The sequence below is a fragment of the Granulicatella sp. HMSC31F03 genome, from assembly GCF_001807725.1.
Taxonomy (GTDB): domain Bacteria; phylum Bacillota; class Bacilli; order Lactobacillales; family Aerococcaceae; genus Granulicatella; species Granulicatella adiacens.
The window spans coordinates 38,953-55,379 of sequence record NZ_KV790855.1; the positions used below are offsets into that span (position 1 = coordinate 38,953).

At 35.8% G+C, this 16,427-nt stretch carries 17 protein-coding genes; 15 read left to right on the forward strand and 2 right to left on the reverse strand.

Annotated features, from left to right (window positions below):
- The gene (gene parC, locus HMPREF3106_RS05565) at positions 1-2,469 is read left to right on the forward strand and encodes a DNA topoisomerase IV subunit A (protein ID WP_070444926.1); all 2,469 of its coding nucleotides are present in this window, start codon (positions 1-3) and stop codon (positions 2,467-2,469) included.
- Positions 2,470-2,515: 46 nt separating this feature from the next.
- On the opposite strand, the gene HMPREF3106_RS05570 is transcribed toward parC, so the two are convergent.
- Both HMPREF3106_RS05570 and HMPREF3106_RS05575 read right to left on the reverse strand, forming a co-directional pair.
- Complete coding sequence (locus HMPREF3106_RS05570) at positions 2,516-3,721, reverse strand: putative glycoside hydrolase (protein ID WP_070444929.1); 1,206 nt, start codon at positions 3,719-3,721, stop codon at positions 2,516-2,518.
- Positions 3,722-3,723: 2 nt separating this feature from the next.
- Entirely contained in the window at positions 3,724-4,362 is a 639-nt protein-coding gene (locus HMPREF3106_RS05575) for a YkyA family protein (RefSeq protein ID WP_070444932.1), read from the reverse strand.
- Between the two features lie 233 nt (positions 4,363-4,595).
- On the opposite strand from HMPREF3106_RS05575, the gene lspA reads away from it, so the two are divergent.
- The 14 genes from lspA to phnE (HMPREF3106_RS05645) all read left to right on the forward strand — a co-directional run bounded on the left by lspA (position 4,596) and on the right by phnE (HMPREF3106_RS05645) (position 16,325).
- Positions 4,596-5,045, forward strand: a complete 450-nt coding sequence (gene lspA / locus HMPREF3106_RS05580; RefSeq protein ID WP_070444935.1) for a signal peptidase II — start codon at positions 4,596-4,598, stop codon at positions 5,043-5,045.
- Positions 5,046-5,054: 9 nt separating this feature from the next.
- Positions 5,055-5,981: an RluA family pseudouridine synthase gene (locus HMPREF3106_RS05585; protein ID WP_070444938.1), complete on the forward strand. Its 927-nt coding sequence runs from the start codon at positions 5,055-5,057 to the stop codon at positions 5,979-5,981.
- An 11-nt stretch (positions 5,982-5,992) separates the two neighbouring features.
- On the forward strand, positions 5,993-6,532 hold the full coding sequence (pyrR, locus tag HMPREF3106_RS05590) for a bifunctional pyr operon transcriptional regulator/uracil phosphoribosyltransferase PyrR (RefSeq protein WP_070444940.1): 540 nt from the start codon (positions 5,993-5,995) through the stop codon (positions 6,530-6,532).
- Positions 6,533-6,859: 327 nt separating this feature from the next.
- The gene (locus tag HMPREF3106_RS05595) at positions 6,860-7,498 is read left to right on the forward strand and encodes a 3-keto-L-gulonate-6-phosphate decarboxylase UlaD (RefSeq protein ID WP_048711867.1); all 639 of its coding nucleotides are present in this window, start codon (positions 6,860-6,862) and stop codon (positions 7,496-7,498) included.
- Positions 7,499-7,516: 18 nt separating this feature from the next.
- Positions 7,517-8,578, forward strand: coding sequence for an L-ascorbate 6-phosphate lactonase (ulaG, locus tag HMPREF3106_RS05600; RefSeq protein WP_070444943.1), 1,062 nt, complete (start codon positions 7,517-7,519; stop codon positions 8,576-8,578).
- 98 nt (positions 8,579-8,676) lie between these two features.
- Positions 8,677-9,126: a PTS sugar transporter subunit IIA gene (locus tag HMPREF3106_RS05605; RefSeq protein WP_005605471.1), complete on the forward strand. Its 450-nt coding sequence runs from the start codon at positions 8,677-8,679 to the stop codon at positions 9,124-9,126.
- Between the two features lie 2 nt (positions 9,127-9,128).
- Positions 9,129-10,625, forward strand: a complete 1,497-nt coding sequence (locus tag HMPREF3106_RS05610; RefSeq protein ID WP_070444945.1) for a PTS ascorbate transporter subunit IIC — start codon at positions 9,129-9,131, stop codon at positions 10,623-10,625.
- An 84-nt stretch (positions 10,626-10,709) separates the two neighbouring features.
- A complete protein-coding gene (locus HMPREF3106_RS05615; RefSeq protein WP_049555432.1) occupies positions 10,710-10,997 on the forward strand; it encodes a PTS sugar transporter subunit IIB in 288 nt (95 codons plus the stop codon).
- Between the two features lie 14 nt (positions 10,998-11,011).
- Positions 11,012-11,701 carry an L-ribulose-5-phosphate 4-epimerase gene (locus HMPREF3106_RS05620; protein WP_070444948.1) on the forward strand — a complete coding sequence of 230 codons (690 nt, stop codon included), beginning with the start codon at positions 11,012-11,014 and terminating at the stop codon, positions 11,699-11,701.
- Positions 11,691-12,542 (forward strand): L-ribulose-5-phosphate 3-epimerase, encoded by an 852-nt coding sequence (locus tag HMPREF3106_RS05625; protein WP_246827537.1) that lies wholly within the window; start codon positions 11,691-11,693, stop codon positions 12,540-12,542. The genes HMPREF3106_RS05620 and HMPREF3106_RS05625 overlap by 11 nt, the downstream gene beginning before the upstream one ends.
- A 253-nt stretch (positions 12,543-12,795) precedes the next feature.
- Positions 12,796-13,860 (forward strand): PhnD/SsuA/transferrin family substrate-binding protein, encoded by a 1,065-nt coding sequence (locus tag HMPREF3106_RS05630; protein ID WP_005605481.1) that lies wholly within the window; start codon positions 12,796-12,798, stop codon positions 13,858-13,860.
- Between the two features lie 73 nt (positions 13,861-13,933).
- Positions 13,934-14,698 carry a phosphonate ABC transporter ATP-binding protein gene (gene phnC / locus HMPREF3106_RS05635; RefSeq protein ID WP_005605483.1) on the forward strand — a complete coding sequence of 255 codons (765 nt, stop codon included), beginning with the start codon at positions 13,934-13,936 and terminating at the stop codon, positions 14,696-14,698.
- On the forward strand, positions 14,685-15,503 hold the full coding sequence (gene phnE / locus HMPREF3106_RS05640) for a phosphonate ABC transporter, permease protein PhnE (RefSeq protein WP_049555430.1): 819 nt from the start codon (positions 14,685-14,687) through the stop codon (positions 15,501-15,503). The genes phnC and phnE (HMPREF3106_RS05640) overlap by 14 nt, the downstream gene beginning before the upstream one ends.
- A gap of 12 nt (positions 15,504-15,515) precedes the next feature.
- Positions 15,516-16,325, forward strand: coding sequence for a phosphonate ABC transporter, permease protein PhnE (gene phnE, locus HMPREF3106_RS05645; RefSeq protein ID WP_049555429.1), 810 nt, complete (start codon positions 15,516-15,518; stop codon positions 16,323-16,325).
- The last annotated feature ends 102 nt before the right edge of the window (positions 16,326-16,427 follow it).

A 16,427-nucleotide genomic window follows, 5' to 3' on the forward strand; every position in this document is an offset into this window, starting at 1 on the left:
ATGAGTCAAATTCAAGATATTCAAGAATTGAATCTGGAAGATGTAATGGGCGACCGATTTGGACGTTATTCAAAATACATTATCCAAGACCGTGCTCTTCCTGATATCCGTGATGGTTTGAAACCAGTACAACGTCGTATTTTATATGCGATGTCTATCGATGGAAACACAAGCGATAAACAATTCCGTAAATCAGCAAAGACTGTCGGTAACGTAATCGGTAATTTCCACCCACACGGAGACTCTTCCGTTTATGAAGCAATGGTTCGTATGAGTCAAGATTGGAAGCTTCGTGATGTGTTAATTGAAATGCACGGGAATAACGGTAGTATGGATGGAGACCCTGCTGCTGCAATGCGTTATACGGAGGCTCGTCTTTCTAAAATTTCAGAAGAATTACTGAGAGATTTAGATAAACAAACAGTAGAATTCGTATTGAACTTCGATGATACTGAAGAAGAACCGACTGTACTTCCTGCGCGTTATCCAAACCTTCTTGTAAATGGAGCTACTGGGATTTCAGCCGGTTACGCTACAGAAATTCCTACTCATAACTTAGGAGAAGTCATCGATGCAACCATTCATGCGATTGACCATCCTAAAGCGACTGTGAAAGAATTGATGCAATTTGTTAAAGGTCCTGATTTCCCAACAGGAGGAATTATTCAGGGGCTTGAGGAATTAGAACAAGCGTATGAAACTGGACGCGGTAAAGTAGTGATTCGTTCGAAAACAAAAATCGAACCGATTAAAGGTGGAAAAACGCAAATCATTATTTCCGAAATTCCATATGAAGTAAACAAAGCTTTATTAGTGAAGAAGATTGATGAAATTCGCTTGAATAAGAAGATTGACGGAATTGCTGAAGTAAGGGACGAATCAGACCGTACTGGGCTTCAAATCGTTGTTGAATTGAAGAAAGAAGCTAATGCTGAGGGAATCTTAAACTACTTATTGAAGAATACAGATTTACAAGTGAACTATAACTTCAATATGGTCGCTATCGATGAACGCCGACCTGTACAAGTAGGATTAAAAACAATTCTAACTTCTTATATCAACTTCCAAAAAGAAGTGATTACGAGACGTACGCAATATGATTTGAAGAAGGCTCAAGATCGTCTTCATATCGTTGATGGTTTGATGAAGGCTTTATCGATTTTAGATGAAGTCATCGCATTAATTCGTAACAGTAAAGATAAGAAACATGCGAAAGAACGTTTAGTAGAAACATATGACTTCACAATGATCCAAGCAGAAGCGATTGTAAGCTTACAATTGTATCGTTTAACGAATACGGATATTACAATTCTTCAAAATGAAAAGCTTGATTTAAATGAGCAAATCGCAACATTCTTAAGTATCTTAAAATCCGAAAAAACTCTTCTTCAAGTCATGAAGAGTGAACTTCGTGATTTGAAGAAGAAATATGCAACGCCTCGTTTAACGCAAATTCAAGCTGAAATTGAAGAGATTAAGATTGAAACTGAAGTGTTAGTCGCCGAAGAAGAAGTATATGTGGTTGCTACAAAACAAGGATACTACAAACGTGTTAGCCCACGTTCATTTGCTTCAAGCGCTCCAGAAGAAAACGGAATGCGTGAAGGGGATGAAGTGGTTCTTTGCCAAAAAGCTTCTACATTAGATAACTTAATTCTATTTACTTCAAAAGGAAATTACTTACACTTACCAGTACATGAAATTCCAGAAGCGAAATGGAAAGATGTCGGAAACCACTTAAGCCAGTCTATTTCTTTGGGTAGCAACGAAGTCATTCTGACTGGATTTGTCAAAGCTAAAGATAGTGATGACTCTTATAAAGATTGGACTGTTGTCTTCTTTACAAAAGAGGGCTTAGTGAAACAAACATTATTCAATGAGTTTACAACGTACCGAGGATACAAGACTCGTACAAGTAATGCGATGAAATTGAAGACTACAACGGATGAAGTAGTCAAAGTGGTTGTTACAAACCCAGAAAGTTTAGAAGTTTTTATCGTGACGCACTGTGGATTTGGTTTACGTTATGAATTAAGCGAAATTCCAGTAGTTGGTACTGTAGCCAGCGGTGTGAAAGCAATCAACCTTCGTAAAGAAGATTTTGTTGCCGGAGCGATGGTTTACTCATTAGAACATAAAGTTGTTTCTGCTTTCCTTACAACACAGCGTGGGGCTGTAAAACGATTCAATGTATTAGAAATTTCGATGCTTACACGTGCAAAACGTGGACTTATGGTTTTACGTGAATTGAAAACAAAACCTCATCGTGTCGTATTCTTAGATGGAGAAATCACTTCAAATAGTGAATACACAATCATTGCTGGAAACGGCGAAACAAAAGTGGTTAGACCAATGGACTTAACACTTGTAGATCGTACAAGTAATGGATCTGCGCTTCTAGGGGATAACGACCAGGAAGTAAAAGCTGTTTTAGCGAACTTTGACTACAGTTCATTGAAAGAAAATTAAATTTTATAAAGAAAAGGACTTCCATACTAATGGAAGTCCTTTTGGTTTAGAAGTTTATTTCTGATGAATACTGAGAAGCAGCGTTCCAAAGTAGGTATTCCGTTACGCCAGCTTCTTTTAGCGCTTGAATTTCCTTGCTGATAATATCCGCGGTGTAGAGTTGATAATTTCCTTCACCAAGAAAATCTGCAGTGAACGCTTGAATCCAAGGCCTTGAAATTGGAGAAGGGTTTAATGTTTTTATATATCCTTTTTCAATCACCATATAGCGTTTAACGATTTCATATGGATTTTTATCAGGATCCTTTACATCTAAAGCATAATTCACCCAATGGCTTGGAAAAATCATAGGAGAGATGACATCTACTTTATCAGCAATATTGACAAATTTTTGTCCAATACCACCAATTTTTGATTCAGTAATCGCGTGTGCTAAGATGTCAGCTGAAAGATGTACACCATATGGTTGAAGTTTTTCTCGAATAAATGCAACAAAGTCTGTAATCGCAGCAATACGGGCTTCATCATCATCTTTAATATGAGCATAATCACCTTTATCATAGACTAAGTCTTCCGAAACAGTTTCGAACCCAAGTGGGAAACGAACGTAATCTAATTGAATATCTTTAAATCCCGCTTTAGCAGCACCAATTGCAATTTCTGCAATGTATTCCCAGTTTTCTTTAAGAAAAGGATTCAGGAACGTTTCTCCGTCATCTGTATACCATAGCTGGCCTAAAGCATTTCTAAAGGAACGTTCAGGATTCTCTTTTGGAACAAATCGGTCTCCAAAACATACAATACGAGCAATTGGATAAATTTGTTCCTTTTCTAGTCGCTTAAGAAGAGCAGTAGTATCTGGTACTTCATTGACAGTATGCTTCTTCACTTGTTGATTATCAGTCTCCAGAGGCATTGTAATTTGTCCATATCCATCACGGACATCAATTACAAGAGAGTTAATGGGAGTAGACTTAACGAACTGAATCATATTTTCCAAGTCTTGTCCTTTGGCACGAAACGCCTGTAAATAAATCCCCTTAACGCCATCTTCAGGATATGGAATAGAAATGCCTGAATCATAAATATGTTCCTGTGGTATATTTGCTGGAACTCGGAGTAAACTATTCGTTCTTACATTCAACTTACTATCAGCAGTATCTTGCGCATTTGCCACAGAGTGGAAAGCGAGTAGGGAACTAACAGACGCAACAGTGAGCATACTCGTTACTAAAGATTTTTTCTTCAACATCATTACTCACCCTTTCCGCTATTTGCCAAGCGAGCTTTTAGAATGCGAATTGGTCTATCTAGCTCACTGATTGGAGAATTTATTGCTTCTATAATTTGTTGACGCTCGTTAGCAGAATTATTTACTTCAATAATGAGCGCTTTTAATTCATCGCTTGTTTGTTTTCCACCTGATATGCTAACGAAAAACTCAGCTTCTTTTTCCAATTGTTTTTGAGACATTTCGGAGTAGTTCTTTAATTGAGAAACAATTGATTGCAGATTAGAAACTACAATTTGAATTTCTGCAGATGGAAGATTCTTATCCTTCAAGTTACTTAGTCTAGTCGCATCATCTGATAATACTTTGAGCGATTTTTGCATAGACTTCAACAATTGCTGACGTTCTTGAATGTTTGAGAATACTTTACCCGTTTTCTTAGCGTAAGACGTCATCGTGTAATCTTCATGGATATCCGCTTCCCAATCAGATTGTAATGAATTTTCTAACGCTTGAATGTCATTTAATTGTTGAACGACAACAGGTAAGGTATCTTGTACTTCTTGAACAGTAGATTCGGCACTTTTCTTTGTATTACCGCATGCTCCTAAAAATAAGAAACTCGCGCTAATCAAGAATACCTTGGCTGCGATTTTTTTCATATTACACTCCTTTAACAGTAATGCGTTTTCTTGTTGATATTATACGTGTATTTTGTTGTTTTTTCAATCTTTTGACTGATTTTTAGGACTTTATCCCCATTTTCAGTTAAATTTTACCCGTTTTTACCCCTTGAGTGGAAAAAAGTATTTCAATTTAACATCATTTTCAGTTCGTTGACTAACCTTTGACTTCTTTGTACAATACTATTATTGAAAAGAAATGGAGAGTCGATATGTTTTTATATTTAATATTAAGCGCTGTACTAATTATTGCAGATCAACTAGTGAAATTATGGATTGTAAATAACTTTAACTTGCATGATGGAATGCAGTTTATCAATGGAATTGTGAGCCTATTATATGTTCGAAATACTGGAGCAGCTTGGGGAATGTTCGAAGGGAAGATGGTTTTCTTTTATGCAATCACTACAGTAGCAGTTGGAACACTTTTATATTTGATGTTTAAAGAAAAAGGAAAATCCAAATGGTTATTAACAGCTTACTCTTTCATTTTAGCTGGGGCTGTAGGAAACTTTATCGATCGTATCCGATTAGGGTATGTTGTCGATATGTTTAAGTTTGAATTTATCGATTTTCCAATCTTTAATGTTGCAGACATTTGTTTAACCTTCGGAGTAATCTTCTTATTCTATTATGTTATTTTTAAGGAACAATCAAAATAGGAGAGCACTATGACATCAGTATTAAAAAAATTAAAACTTGAATTAGAAAAGACTGAACGATTAGACAAAGTGTTAACTGGCGAGCTTGGTCTAAGTAGAACTACCATTCAAAGTTGGCTAAAAGCTGGACTTATTTCAGTTAATGGAGAAGTCGTGAAATCAAATTATAAAGCACAATCTGGGGATGAAGTTACAATTCTTCGGAAAGAGGAAGAAGTTATTACAATTCAACCAGAGAATATTCCACTTGATATCGTTTTTGAAGATGACTCATTAATTGTAGTCAATAAACCAAGTGGTATGGTCGTTCATCCGTCTAAAGGACATTACAGTGGAACGTTAGTAAACGCATTGTTATATCATTCAAATAGCTTATCAGATAGCACGAGCGAAGAAATCTATCGTCCAGGATTAGTCCATCGCATTGATAAAGATACAAGTGGCTTATTAGTCATTGCTAAAAATAATGATGTGCACCAAAAATTGGCTGAGCAGATTGCTGAAAATAAGATGAACCGTGAGTATATTGCCATTGTGGATGGGCACTTTGCACATGAAACGGGTGTTGTTGATGCACCATTATCTCGTCATCAAACGAATCGCTTAAAAAGAGTCGTGGAAAAAGGAGGAAAGAATGCTATTACGCATTTTGAAGTTTTAGATTCTTTTTCAAACTATTCACTCGTATCTTGTCGCCTAGAAACTGGACGAACTCATCAAATCAGAGCACATATGGAATTTATTAAACATCCGATTGTAAATGATCCGTTGTATCATCCAAAAGGGAAAAACGCAACAGAATTTGGTCAATTTCTACACGCAAGAACACTTAGCTTCACTCACCCATTAACAGGAGAAACGCTAAACTTCCAAGTGGAACCACCAAAAGAATTCGCGGAGTTTATTCAATTGAATAAAGGACACTTTGAAGACTAGAGGTGAAATTAATGAAACAAGTCAGAATTATGGATGAAGGTGCTATTAGTAGAGCATTAACCAGAATTTCATATGAAATTATCGAGCAACAAAAGGACGTTTCGAATTTAGTGATACTTGGTATTAAAACAAGAGGAATCACTTTAGCGAAACGCATCGCTGAGAAAATCTCTTCTTTAGAAAAGATTAAAGTACCTGTTGGCGAAATAGATATTACATTATACCGAGATGATCGGCATGATTTTGAGAATGAAGAGGCGCCTGTATTAAATGGAACGTCTATACCTTTTAATATCAAAGGAAAGCAAGTGGTCTTAGTGGATGATGTTTTGTTTACAGGGAGAACGGTAAGAGCTGCCTTAGATGCAATTATGGATATCGACAGACCTAAGCGAATTAGTTTAGCAATTCTTATCAATCGAGGTCATAGAGAACTTCCAATTCGTCCAGATTTTATCGGGAAAAATGTACCTACTTCTTTAGAGGAAGTTATCCATGTTCATTTACTGGAGGATGACGCTTCTGAAGAGGTCATTATTGAAAATGAGTAATATTATTACCTTCTCTTTATTGAGAGGGTATTTTTATTTTATAATCGTAAACGATCAAAACAGATATTTTCGTAGTATTAATAATATAATTTTATGAATTCTTCCTATATACATAACCATATTGCTTATTTCCAAACGTTCGTAAAGTAAACGCAAACAATCATAAAACTGATTATTCGATTACTTGTTTGTAAACGGTTGTAACAAAAAAATGTTTATACTATACTAATACCATGAATTGGTACCGTAACTTTTTAAATGATCATTTTCGTAAGACGTTATGATTTTATGATTGTTTAAAGCAAGACAGAAAAGGAGAATGACGAAATGGCAATTCCTAATTTACAAGTTGCTTTAGACCACAACCGTATTGAAGATGCATTAAAAGATGCTCTTGCGGTTGGAAACGAAGTAGACATTATTGAAGCAGGAACGATTTTACTTTTAAACGAAGGGGACAAAGCGATTAAATGCTTACGTAGTGCTTTCCCAGATAAAGTAATCATTGCTGATACAAAATGTGCTGACGCTGGTACAACTGTTGCTAAAAATGTTGCCCTCGCTGGAGCAGACTGGATGACAGTAATTTGCTGCGCAACAATTCCAACTATGGAAGCCGCAAACAAAGAAGTGAAGTCTTTACAAGTAGAATTATACGGAGATTGGACTTTCGAACAAGCACAACAATGGAGAGACGCTGGTATTGACCAAGCAATCTTCCACCAAAGCCGTGATGCTCTATTTGCAGGAGCTACTTGGACTGAATCTGATTTAAACAAAATCCGTCGTTTAATCGACATGGGATTCAAAGTTTCAGCTACAGGCGGATTAACAAAAGACACATTAAAAGTGTTTGAAGGAATTCCAATTTATACATTCATCGCAGGCCGCGGAATTTACGCTACTGAAAATCCAGCGCAATCTGCTCGTGAATTTAAAGAAGAAATCAAACGTATTTGGGGATAATCCCAAGGAGGAATAATAATGGCAAATATCAAAGATGTAACAAAAGAATCTTGGATTTTATCAACTTTTCCAGAATGGGGAACTTGGTTAAATGAAGAAATCGAACGTGAAGAAGTGAAACCAGGAACATTCGCTATGTGGTGGTTAGGATGTACAGGTATCTGGTTAAAATCAGAAAAAAATACAAACATCTTATGTGACTTATGGTGTGGAACTGGTAAACGTAGCCACGGTAATGGAAAAATGAAAACTGGTCACCAAATGCAACGTATGAGTGGTTGCCAAAACTTACAACCAAACTTACGTACACAACCATTTGTAATCGATCCATTCGAAGTGAAAAATGTTGATGCTTTAGTAGTAACTCATATTCACTCAGATCACTTAGACATTAATACAGCTGCAGCAGTTGCTAACAACTGTCCAGAAGCTAAATTCGTAGGACCTCAAGAAGTAGTAAACACTTGGTTAGGTTGGGGAGTTCCTACTGAACGTACAATCGTTGTACACCCAGGAGACTCAGTTAAAATCAAAGACATCGAAATCGTTGCTTTAGAAGCATTTGATCGTACAGCTTTAGTTACAGCTAAAGACGGTGAAGTTCTTAAAGGTAAAATGCCTCAAGACATGGACGAAATCGCTGTTAACTACTTATTCAAAACTAGTGGTGGTAACTTATATCACGCAGGAGATTCTCACTACTCAAACATGTTTGCTAAACATGGGAACGAACATGAAATCGATGTGTGCTTAGGTGCTTACGGTGAAAACCCTCGTGGTATCACTGATAAAGTAACTTCAGTTGATATGTTACGTATGGCTGAATCATTAAACGCTAAAGTGGTTATCCCAGTTCACTATGACATTTGGGCGAACTTCCAAGCAGATCCAAAAGAAATTACAGAAATCTGGAAATTCAAGAAAGATCGCCTAGAATACAAATTCAAACCATTCATTTGGCAAGTAGGTGGTAAGTATACTTACCCAACTGACAAAGATAAATTAGAATTTAACTTCTACCGTGGATTTGACGATGTATTCTCTGTAGAGAATGACGTACCATTCCCATCATTCTTATAATATTGTCATTAAATTTGGAAAGCCTAGAGCTAACCCACTCTAGGCTTTATCCAAGCGTAATAATGAATACGATTTCTTAATAACACAAGGAGGAAAATATGTTAAGAGAAATTATCGAAAATGGACGCTTTTCGTTCCAAAAAGGTTCTCTATCATGGGAAGAAGCCATCAAAAAAGCTTGCCAACCTTTATTAGAACAAAAGATCATTGAACCTGAATACCCAGGTTACATTATTAGTAATGTTCATGAATTTGGACCTTACATCGTAATTGCGCCAGAGATTTGTATCCCTCACGCACAAGAAGGAAAAGGGGTAAATGATACTGCTGTAGCATTTATGAACATTGAAGAAGCTGTGGATTTTGGACCAGGTGCTGACTACCAACCACATTTATTCTTCGTTTTAGCATCAACTGATAATGAAAAACACTTAAATAACTTATCAGAGTTAGTGACATTATTAGATGATGAATCAATTATTAATGCGTTTGTTGAAGCGCGCTCAAAAGAGGATTTAGAAAATATCTTAAAAGGAATAGGTGAATAATAATGGAATTTTTATTCAGTTTTTGGCAATTCTTCTATGCTAACATTTTTACTAAACCACAATACTTTGTTGGTTTAATCGTTTTAGTTGGTTATTTACTATTGGGTCGTAAATGGTACGATGCATTAGCAGGTTTTATTAAAGCAGTTGTAGGTTACATGATCTTAAACGTAGCTGCTGGTGGATTAGTTTCAAACTTCCGTCCAGTATTAGCAGCATTAGGGGATCGTTTTGGATTACAAGCTGCCGTTATTGACCCATACTTTGGTCAAGCTGCTGCAGAAGCTGCATTAAAATCAGCTGGTCATGCAACAGGTTTAACAGTACAAGTATTATTAGTAGCTTTCTTAACGAACTTAGTATTAGTTATCTTCCGAAAATTAACTAAAGTTCGTACAGTATTCATCACTGGTCACATCATGGTGCAACAATCTGCTACAGCAACTTGGTTAATGGCTTTAGCTTTAGGGGAAAATGTTAACCAATTACAATTTGTAATCTTATTAGGTATTGTATTAGGTGTATATTGGGCAGTAGCTGCAAACTTAACTGTAGAAGCTACTCAAGAATTAACAGAAGGCGGCGGATTTGCAATTGGTCACCAACAAATGTTTGGGGTTTGGTTAGTTGACAAATTAGCTCCTAAATTCTCAGGTAAAAACGATAAGAAGATTGAAGATCTTGAATTACCAGGTTTCTTATCAATCTTCAAAGAATCAATCGTTGCAACATCAATCTTAATGATCGTTTTCTTCGGTGCAATCTTATTAGTATTAGGTAAAGACTACTTAGTAGGCGTAAATGGACAAGAATTAACAGTTGCTGCTTCTAAATTCAAAATGACTACATTAAAGGGAACAGACGACTTCTTCTTCTACATTTTACAAACTGCATTAACATTCACTGTTTATGTTCAAATCTTACAATTAGGGGTTCGTTTATTCGTTGCTGAGTTATCAGAAGCGTTCCAAGGTATCTCTAACAAATTATTACCAGGTTCTATGCCAGCGGTTGACTGTGCTGCAGTTTACGGATTTGGTTCTCCAAACGCTGTAACAGTTGGTTTCTTATTCGGGGTATTAGGACAAATCGTGGCAATCTTAGGATTAATCGTGTTCAAATCACCAGTATTAATCATCACTGGATTCGTACCAGTATTCTTCGATAACGCTACATTCGCAGTATACGCTAACCATAAAGGTGGTTTACGTGCTGCTTCAATCCTTTCATTCTTATCAGGTTTAATCCAAGTATTAGGTGGAGCTATCGCAGCAGGTGCGTTTGGTTTAGCTGCATACGGTGGATGGCATGGTAACTTTGACTGGGATACAATTTGGGTTGGTTTCGGATTCTTAATGCAAAACTTCCAATACATTGGTTTAGGAATTGTGTTAATTATTCTTTTAGCAATCCCTCAATTACAATACAGCAAAAACAAAGAACATTACTTCACTATTGCTGAAGACTATGAAACATATTTAGAGTCTAAGCAAAACTAATTTAATTAAGTAAAAGAATATAGTAAAATTAGGGTATCGGGTAGTGTTTTCTATCCGATACTCTAGCAATATAAGGAGATGTAAATTATGAAAGTATTAGCAGCATGTGGAAGCGGAATGGGTTCAAGCCAAATTATCAAAATGAAATTAACAAATGTATTTAGAAAATTGAATATTCCTTTAGAAGTTCATCACTGTGCAGTTTCTGAAGCAAAATCTTCAGCAAAAAACTATGATTTAGTTGTTATTTCATCAGCTTTATTAGAAGTATTTGATGGATTAGACTTACCAAACACAAAAATCGTAGGCTTACAAAACTTATTATCTGAAAAAGAAATGACTGAAAAAATTTCTGAAGCTTTAGGCCTATAAGAAGGGATTCTACAATGGCATACGAACAATTAAAAGAACGTGTATTAAAAGCAAATTTAGAGTTACCAAAACATGGATTAGTTATTTTTACATGGGGTAACGTTTCAGAGTACGACCGTGAAGCAGGGGTTATCGCAATCAAACCTTCAGGCGTTGACTATGATAAACTAACTGCTGATGATATCGTAATTGTGGATATCGACGGTAATAAAGTAGAAGGAACTCTAAAACCTTCTTCTGACTTAGATACTCACTTAGAAATTTACCGTAATTTTAAAGATGTAAATGGGGTAGTACATACTCACTCTCTATGGGCAACTACAATGGCTCAACAAGGACAAGAAATTCCTGCATTCGGAACAACACAAGGAGACTACTTCTACGGAACAATCCCTTGTACTAGAGAAATGACAGAAGCAGAAATTAAAGGTGCTTATGAGTTAGAAACAGGTAAAGTAATCGTTGAAACTTTCAAAGATAAAGATCCAAATGCGATTCCAGCTGTTTTAGTATTTAATCATGGACCATTTGCATGGGGTAAAGACGCAATGGATGCGGTACACAACATTACTGTATTAGAATACGTTGCAAACATGGCTTGGCATAACTTTGCTTTAAACCCAAATATGAAGCCAATGTCACAAACAATTTTAGATAAACACTATTTAAGAAAACATGGAGCGAATGCTTACTATGGACAATAAAAAGTTTTATGAACTTGGTTTGTATGAAAAATCAATGCCAAACACACTTAGTTTTAGAGAAAAGTTAGAAACTGTTAAAGCAACTGGATTTGACTTTTTAGAAATCAGTATCGATGAAACTGATGAAAAATTAAGTCGTCTAGAATGGACAAAGGAAGAACGCCAACAGTTAGTGAACGACATGTTCGAAACTAGAGTTCCAATCCGTTCAATGTGCTTAAGTGGCCATCGTAAATATCCATTTGGTTCGCACGATGAAGCAATTCGCGCACGTAGTCTAGAAATCATGGAAAAAGCGATTCAATTAGCAGACGATTTAGGTGTCCGAGTGATCCAATTAGCTGGATACGATGTTTACTATGAAGAAGGAGATGCAGTAACACTTGATTACTTCATCCAAAACCTTAAGAAAGCTACTGAAATGGCTTCTCAAAAAGGAATTCTTCTTGGTTTTGAAACAATGGAAACTCCATTCATGAACACTGTTGAGAAATCAATGCGTTTCGTTGAATTAGTGAAATCTCCATACTTACAAGTATATCCAGACTCAGGTAACTTAATGAACGCATCATTAGAACCTGGTGCAAAAAATGTTTACGAAGATATCGAATTAGGAAGAGGGCATATTGTTGCAGCTCACTTAAAAGAAACGATTCCTGGACATTACCGTGAAATTCCATTTGGTACTGGTCAAATCGATTTCAAACGTATGGTCGATACATTCTTATCAATCGGAGTAAATCGTTTCACCGGTGAATTCTGGTATGTAGGTCAAGAAAACTGGTTAGAAGACATTAAGTTTGCAAACCAATTCTTAAGATCACATTTCCCAAATAAATAGTTCCTTCGAAACCTTCCTATATTTAGGGAGGTTTCTTTTTTTTACCTTAACCAACGAACGTTCGTATTTTAAAGTTCGTATGTTATGCGTTTTCAATGATTTTAATTGAATATTATTTTGAAAATAGTATGAAAAACTTTATTTTTAATAATATTTCTGTTGTAATTTACGGATATGTCTTGTAATATAGTAAGAGGGGTTAAGGAATTCTTAATTTCTAATAACAAAACGTATCTTAGGAGGATATATTTTTATGAAAAAGTCTTTTTGGTCTAAATTAGCAATTGGTTTATCATCATTAGCTTTATTAGCAGGATGTTCTAGTAATTCAGGTTCAGACACAAATCAAAGCCAAAGCCAAAATGCTTCGAAAACAATCGAAACTTTAAAAATCGCTTTTGTACCATCTCGTGATCCTGAAACAATTGTGACAACAACAGAACCATTAAAAGAACTACTAAAGAAAGAACTAGCGAAAGAAGGCTACGATGTTAAAAATGTTGATATCTCTGTAGGTACAAGTTTTGACGCTGTAGGTGAAGCATTAGCATCAGGTAGTGCAGATATTGGTTTCTTACCTGGTGGGACTTATGTATTGTATGACAAAGAAGTTGATGTATTATTAACAGCTACTCGTGATAATTTATTAAAAGACTCTACTAATCCAAAAGATTGGAATGATGGAAAAGAAACAGGTCGTGGAACTGAACAAGCTACATCCTATAAAGGATTAGTTATTGCTGGCCCTACTGAAAAAGGGAAGGAATTAGCTGCGAAAATCAATAGTGGTCAAGAATTGACTTGGGAAGAGTTAAATTCTGCTAAATGGGGAGTATTAGGAACTTCATCATCATCAGGTTATATTTACCCAACATTATGGTTACAAGAAAAGTATGGGAAAGGAATTTCTGACTTACAAAATGTTGTTCAATCAGACTCTTACGCAAGTTCAGCAGCACGTTTAGCTTCTGGTCAAATTGATATCATGGTTGGTTACGCTGACGTTCGTAACGATTACGCTAAAAAATGGACTAGTGATTATGGTCGTTCAGAAGATATCTTCAAAGAAACGAACGTTATCGGTGTAACTCCAGATATTTACAATGACACAATTTCAGTAAGTAAATCTTCTCCAATTGTAGATGACGCATTTAAAGAAGCGTTCGCTAATGCAATGATGAATATTGCTAAAACAGATGAAGGTAAAGAAATTATCAAAATTTACTCTCATAAAGGCTATAAGAAAGCAAATGCTAGCGACTACGATAAAGAACGTGAAGCACAAAAATTACTTAAAAAATTAAAATCAGGTAACTAATAAATTTGAGTTGAAGATCAAATGAGGGTTAGGAAATTTATCCTGACCCTTTTTTGAGAGAGAGGCAAGAAAAATGATTAAATTCGAAAACGTATCTAAAACTTATCCAAATGGGGTTAAAGGTCTTAAAAATATTAACTTAGAAATTGAACAAGGGGAGTTTGTTTCTATTATTGGTCTTTCAGGTGCTGGGAAGTCTACGCTTATTCGCACAATTAACAGAATGCTGGATATCAGTGAAGGAAAATTAACGGTTGACGGGACTGATGTAAGTAAACTAAAAGGTAAATCTTTACGTAAATTCCGCAGAAATAAAGTAGGGATGATTTTCCAATCTTTTAACTTAGTAACTAGAACAACGGTTATTAAAAACGTATTGACGTCTATCGTACCAGATATTCCATTCTTCCGTTCGTTATTTGGAATTTATACCAAAAAAGAAAAATTACATGCATTAGAAGCCTTAGATAAAGTTGGAATTGTTGATAAAGCCTTTATTCGTGCGGACCAATTATCCGGTGGGCAACAACAACGTGTGGCTTTAGCTCGTACATTAGCACAAAATCCAGAAATTATTCTTGCGGATGAACCAGTTGCGGCACTGGACCCAGTCACAGCAAAACGAGTGATGGAAGACTTCAAACGTATTAACAAAGACATGAATATTTCTATTCTTTTAAACATTCACCATGTAGAGTTAGCGCTTGAGTATGCTGATCGTATCTTAGGAATTAGAGATGGCGAAATTGTGTATGATGGTCCAAGTTCTGAAGTGACTCCTGAAGTTTTAGATTTAATCTACAAAGGAAAGGTGGAGGGGTTGAATGAAGCTAAGTAAACTCTTCGCACCAAAAGAATATACACTAGAAAACGGAACTACCGTAAGAGAACCACGCTCGAAAGCGATTATTATTACGATTCTGCTTCTTGTGGCAATGTATTACGCTGGTAAAGTAACGGGATTTAACTTAAAAACGCTTATGCAACGTGGTGGACAATTCTTTGTAATGATTGGTAGAATGTTCCCACCAAACTGGGAATACTCTAGTTCAATTTGGTCACCATTAATCGATACGATTAAAATGTCCTTATTGGGGTCTTTATTAGGATCGATTTTAGTAATTCCTTTTGCGATTATTGCATCTAGCAACATTGTAAAAAATAAGTTTGTAATTAGTTTAAGTCGTTTATTTTTAAGTGTTGTTCGAACATTACCAACACTAGTAACCGCATTAATTGCTACATATATATTCGGTTTAGGAACACTCGCAGGTACGTTTGCGATTGCAACCTATACATTCGCTTATTGTGGAAAACAACTATACGAGCAAATCGAAACGGTTGATATGGGAGCTTTCGAAGCTGCTGAAGCTTTGGGTGCTACTAAAGGGAAAGCCTTCTCAAGTGCTATCATTCCGCAAATCTTACCAGGTTATTTAGCTTCTTCTTTATATTGTTTTGAAGGGAATGTGAGATACGCTTCTATTCTTGGTTATGTAGGTGCTGGTGGTATCGGTATTATTTTAAATGAAAACTTAGGTTGGCGTGAATATAGCAACGTCGGGATGATTTTAGTGATTCTATTCTTAACTGTAGTCATAATCGAAAGCGTTAGTTATTATTTACGTACTAAATTAGCGTAGGAGGGGACTTAAATGAATGAAGCAGTTTTAAATCAATATCAAAAAGCTCCTCGTACTTGGATTGTAAAATTAATGGTTGTTTTAATTCTTGTAACGCTTGTTGCATGGTCTGGTACGACTATTGAATTAAGTAAAATTCCTGAGAATGGCGCTGAAATCTCAAAGAACATTATTAAAGGGATTTTTTCTCCGGATACAACACTCTTATTTGACACTTCCAACAAAGGTGTAGCGTATCTTCTGCTAGAAACCATCTGTATTGCTTTTCTAGGAACTTTAGTAGGATCAATTCTAGCAATTCCATTTGCTTTCTTGTCTTCAACAAATATCGTTCCAAAGCCGGTAGCGTTAGTTTTCCGTACTTTAATTATGGCAATCCGAACAGTTCCAACATTAATTTACGGATTAATGTTCATCCGGGTAACAGGTCCTGGAGCATTTACAGGGCTTTTAACAATGTCTGTAGCATCCATCGGGATGATTTCAAAATTGTATATCGAAGCAATTGAAGACTTAGATTACAAGATTTTAGAGTCATTAGATGCTAGCGGATGTAATTTGTACCAAAAAATCCGATTTGGCATCTTGCCTCAATTAATTCCGTCTTTCATTTCAACGGTTATTTATCGTTTTGATATGAACTTAAGAGATGCGACGGTTTTAGGGATGGTAGGTGCAGGTGGTATCGGTTCTCCTTTAATGTTTGCGATGAGCGCTTATAAATGGAATGAAGTAGGGGCCATTCTTTGCGGATTAATCATTTTAGTATTATTCATTGAATTTGTATCTACTAAAATTCGTACACGTTTAGCACGCGGTTAAATTTCATCAAATAAACAACAAAAAACGACTTACAGAGCATTTCTGTAAGTCGTTTTCTTTTATAAAGATGGTTCTATAATTTTTAGGGTTGATGGAAATTTT

Excerpts from the sequence above, each read along its gene's own strand:
- parC (WP_070444926.1), top strand. The coding sequence starts at position 1 with ATGAGTCAAATTCAAGATATTCAAGAATTGAATCTGGAAGATGTAATG.
- HMPREF3106_RS05570 (WP_070444929.1), bottom strand. The coding sequence starts at position 3,721 with ATGTTGAAGAAAAAATCTTTAGTAACGAGTATGCTCACTGTTGCGTCT.
- HMPREF3106_RS05575 (WP_070444932.1), bottom strand. The coding sequence starts at position 4,362 with ATGAAAAAAATCGCAGCCAAGGTATTCTTGATTAGCGCGAGTTTCTTA.
- lspA (WP_070444935.1), top strand. The coding sequence starts at position 4,596 with ATGTTTTTATATTTAATATTAAGCGCTGTACTAATTATTGCAGATCAA.
- HMPREF3106_RS05585 (WP_070444938.1), top strand. The coding sequence starts at position 5,055 with ATGACATCAGTATTAAAAAAATTAAAACTTGAATTAGAAAAGACTGAA.
- pyrR (WP_070444940.1), top strand. The coding sequence starts at position 5,993 with ATGAAACAAGTCAGAATTATGGATGAAGGTGCTATTAGTAGAGCATTA.
- HMPREF3106_RS05595 (WP_048711867.1), top strand. The coding sequence starts at position 6,860 with ATGGCAATTCCTAATTTACAAGTTGCTTTAGACCACAACCGTATTGAA.
- ulaG (WP_070444943.1), top strand. The coding sequence starts at position 7,517 with ATGGCAAATATCAAAGATGTAACAAAAGAATCTTGGATTTTATCAACT.
- HMPREF3106_RS05605 (WP_005605471.1), top strand. The coding sequence starts at position 8,677 with ATGTTAAGAGAAATTATCGAAAATGGACGCTTTTCGTTCCAAAAAGGT.
- HMPREF3106_RS05610 (WP_070444945.1), top strand. The coding sequence starts at position 9,129 with ATGGAATTTTTATTCAGTTTTTGGCAATTCTTCTATGCTAACATTTTT.
- HMPREF3106_RS05620 (WP_070444948.1), top strand. The coding sequence starts at position 11,012 with ATGGCATACGAACAATTAAAAGAACGTGTATTAAAAGCAAATTTAGAG.
- HMPREF3106_RS05625 (WP_246827537.1), top strand. The coding sequence starts at position 11,691 with ATGGACAATAAAAAGTTTTATGAACTTGGTTTGTATGAAAAATCAATG.
- HMPREF3106_RS05630 (WP_005605481.1), top strand. The coding sequence starts at position 12,796 with ATGAAAAAGTCTTTTTGGTCTAAATTAGCAATTGGTTTATCATCATTA.
- phnC (WP_005605483.1), top strand. The coding sequence starts at position 13,934 with ATGATTAAATTCGAAAACGTATCTAAAACTTATCCAAATGGGGTTAAA.
- phnE (WP_049555430.1), top strand. The coding sequence starts at position 14,685 with ATGAAGCTAAGTAAACTCTTCGCACCAAAAGAATATACACTAGAAAAC.
- phnE (WP_049555429.1), top strand. The coding sequence starts at position 15,516 with ATGAATGAAGCAGTTTTAAATCAATATCAAAAAGCTCCTCGTACTTGG.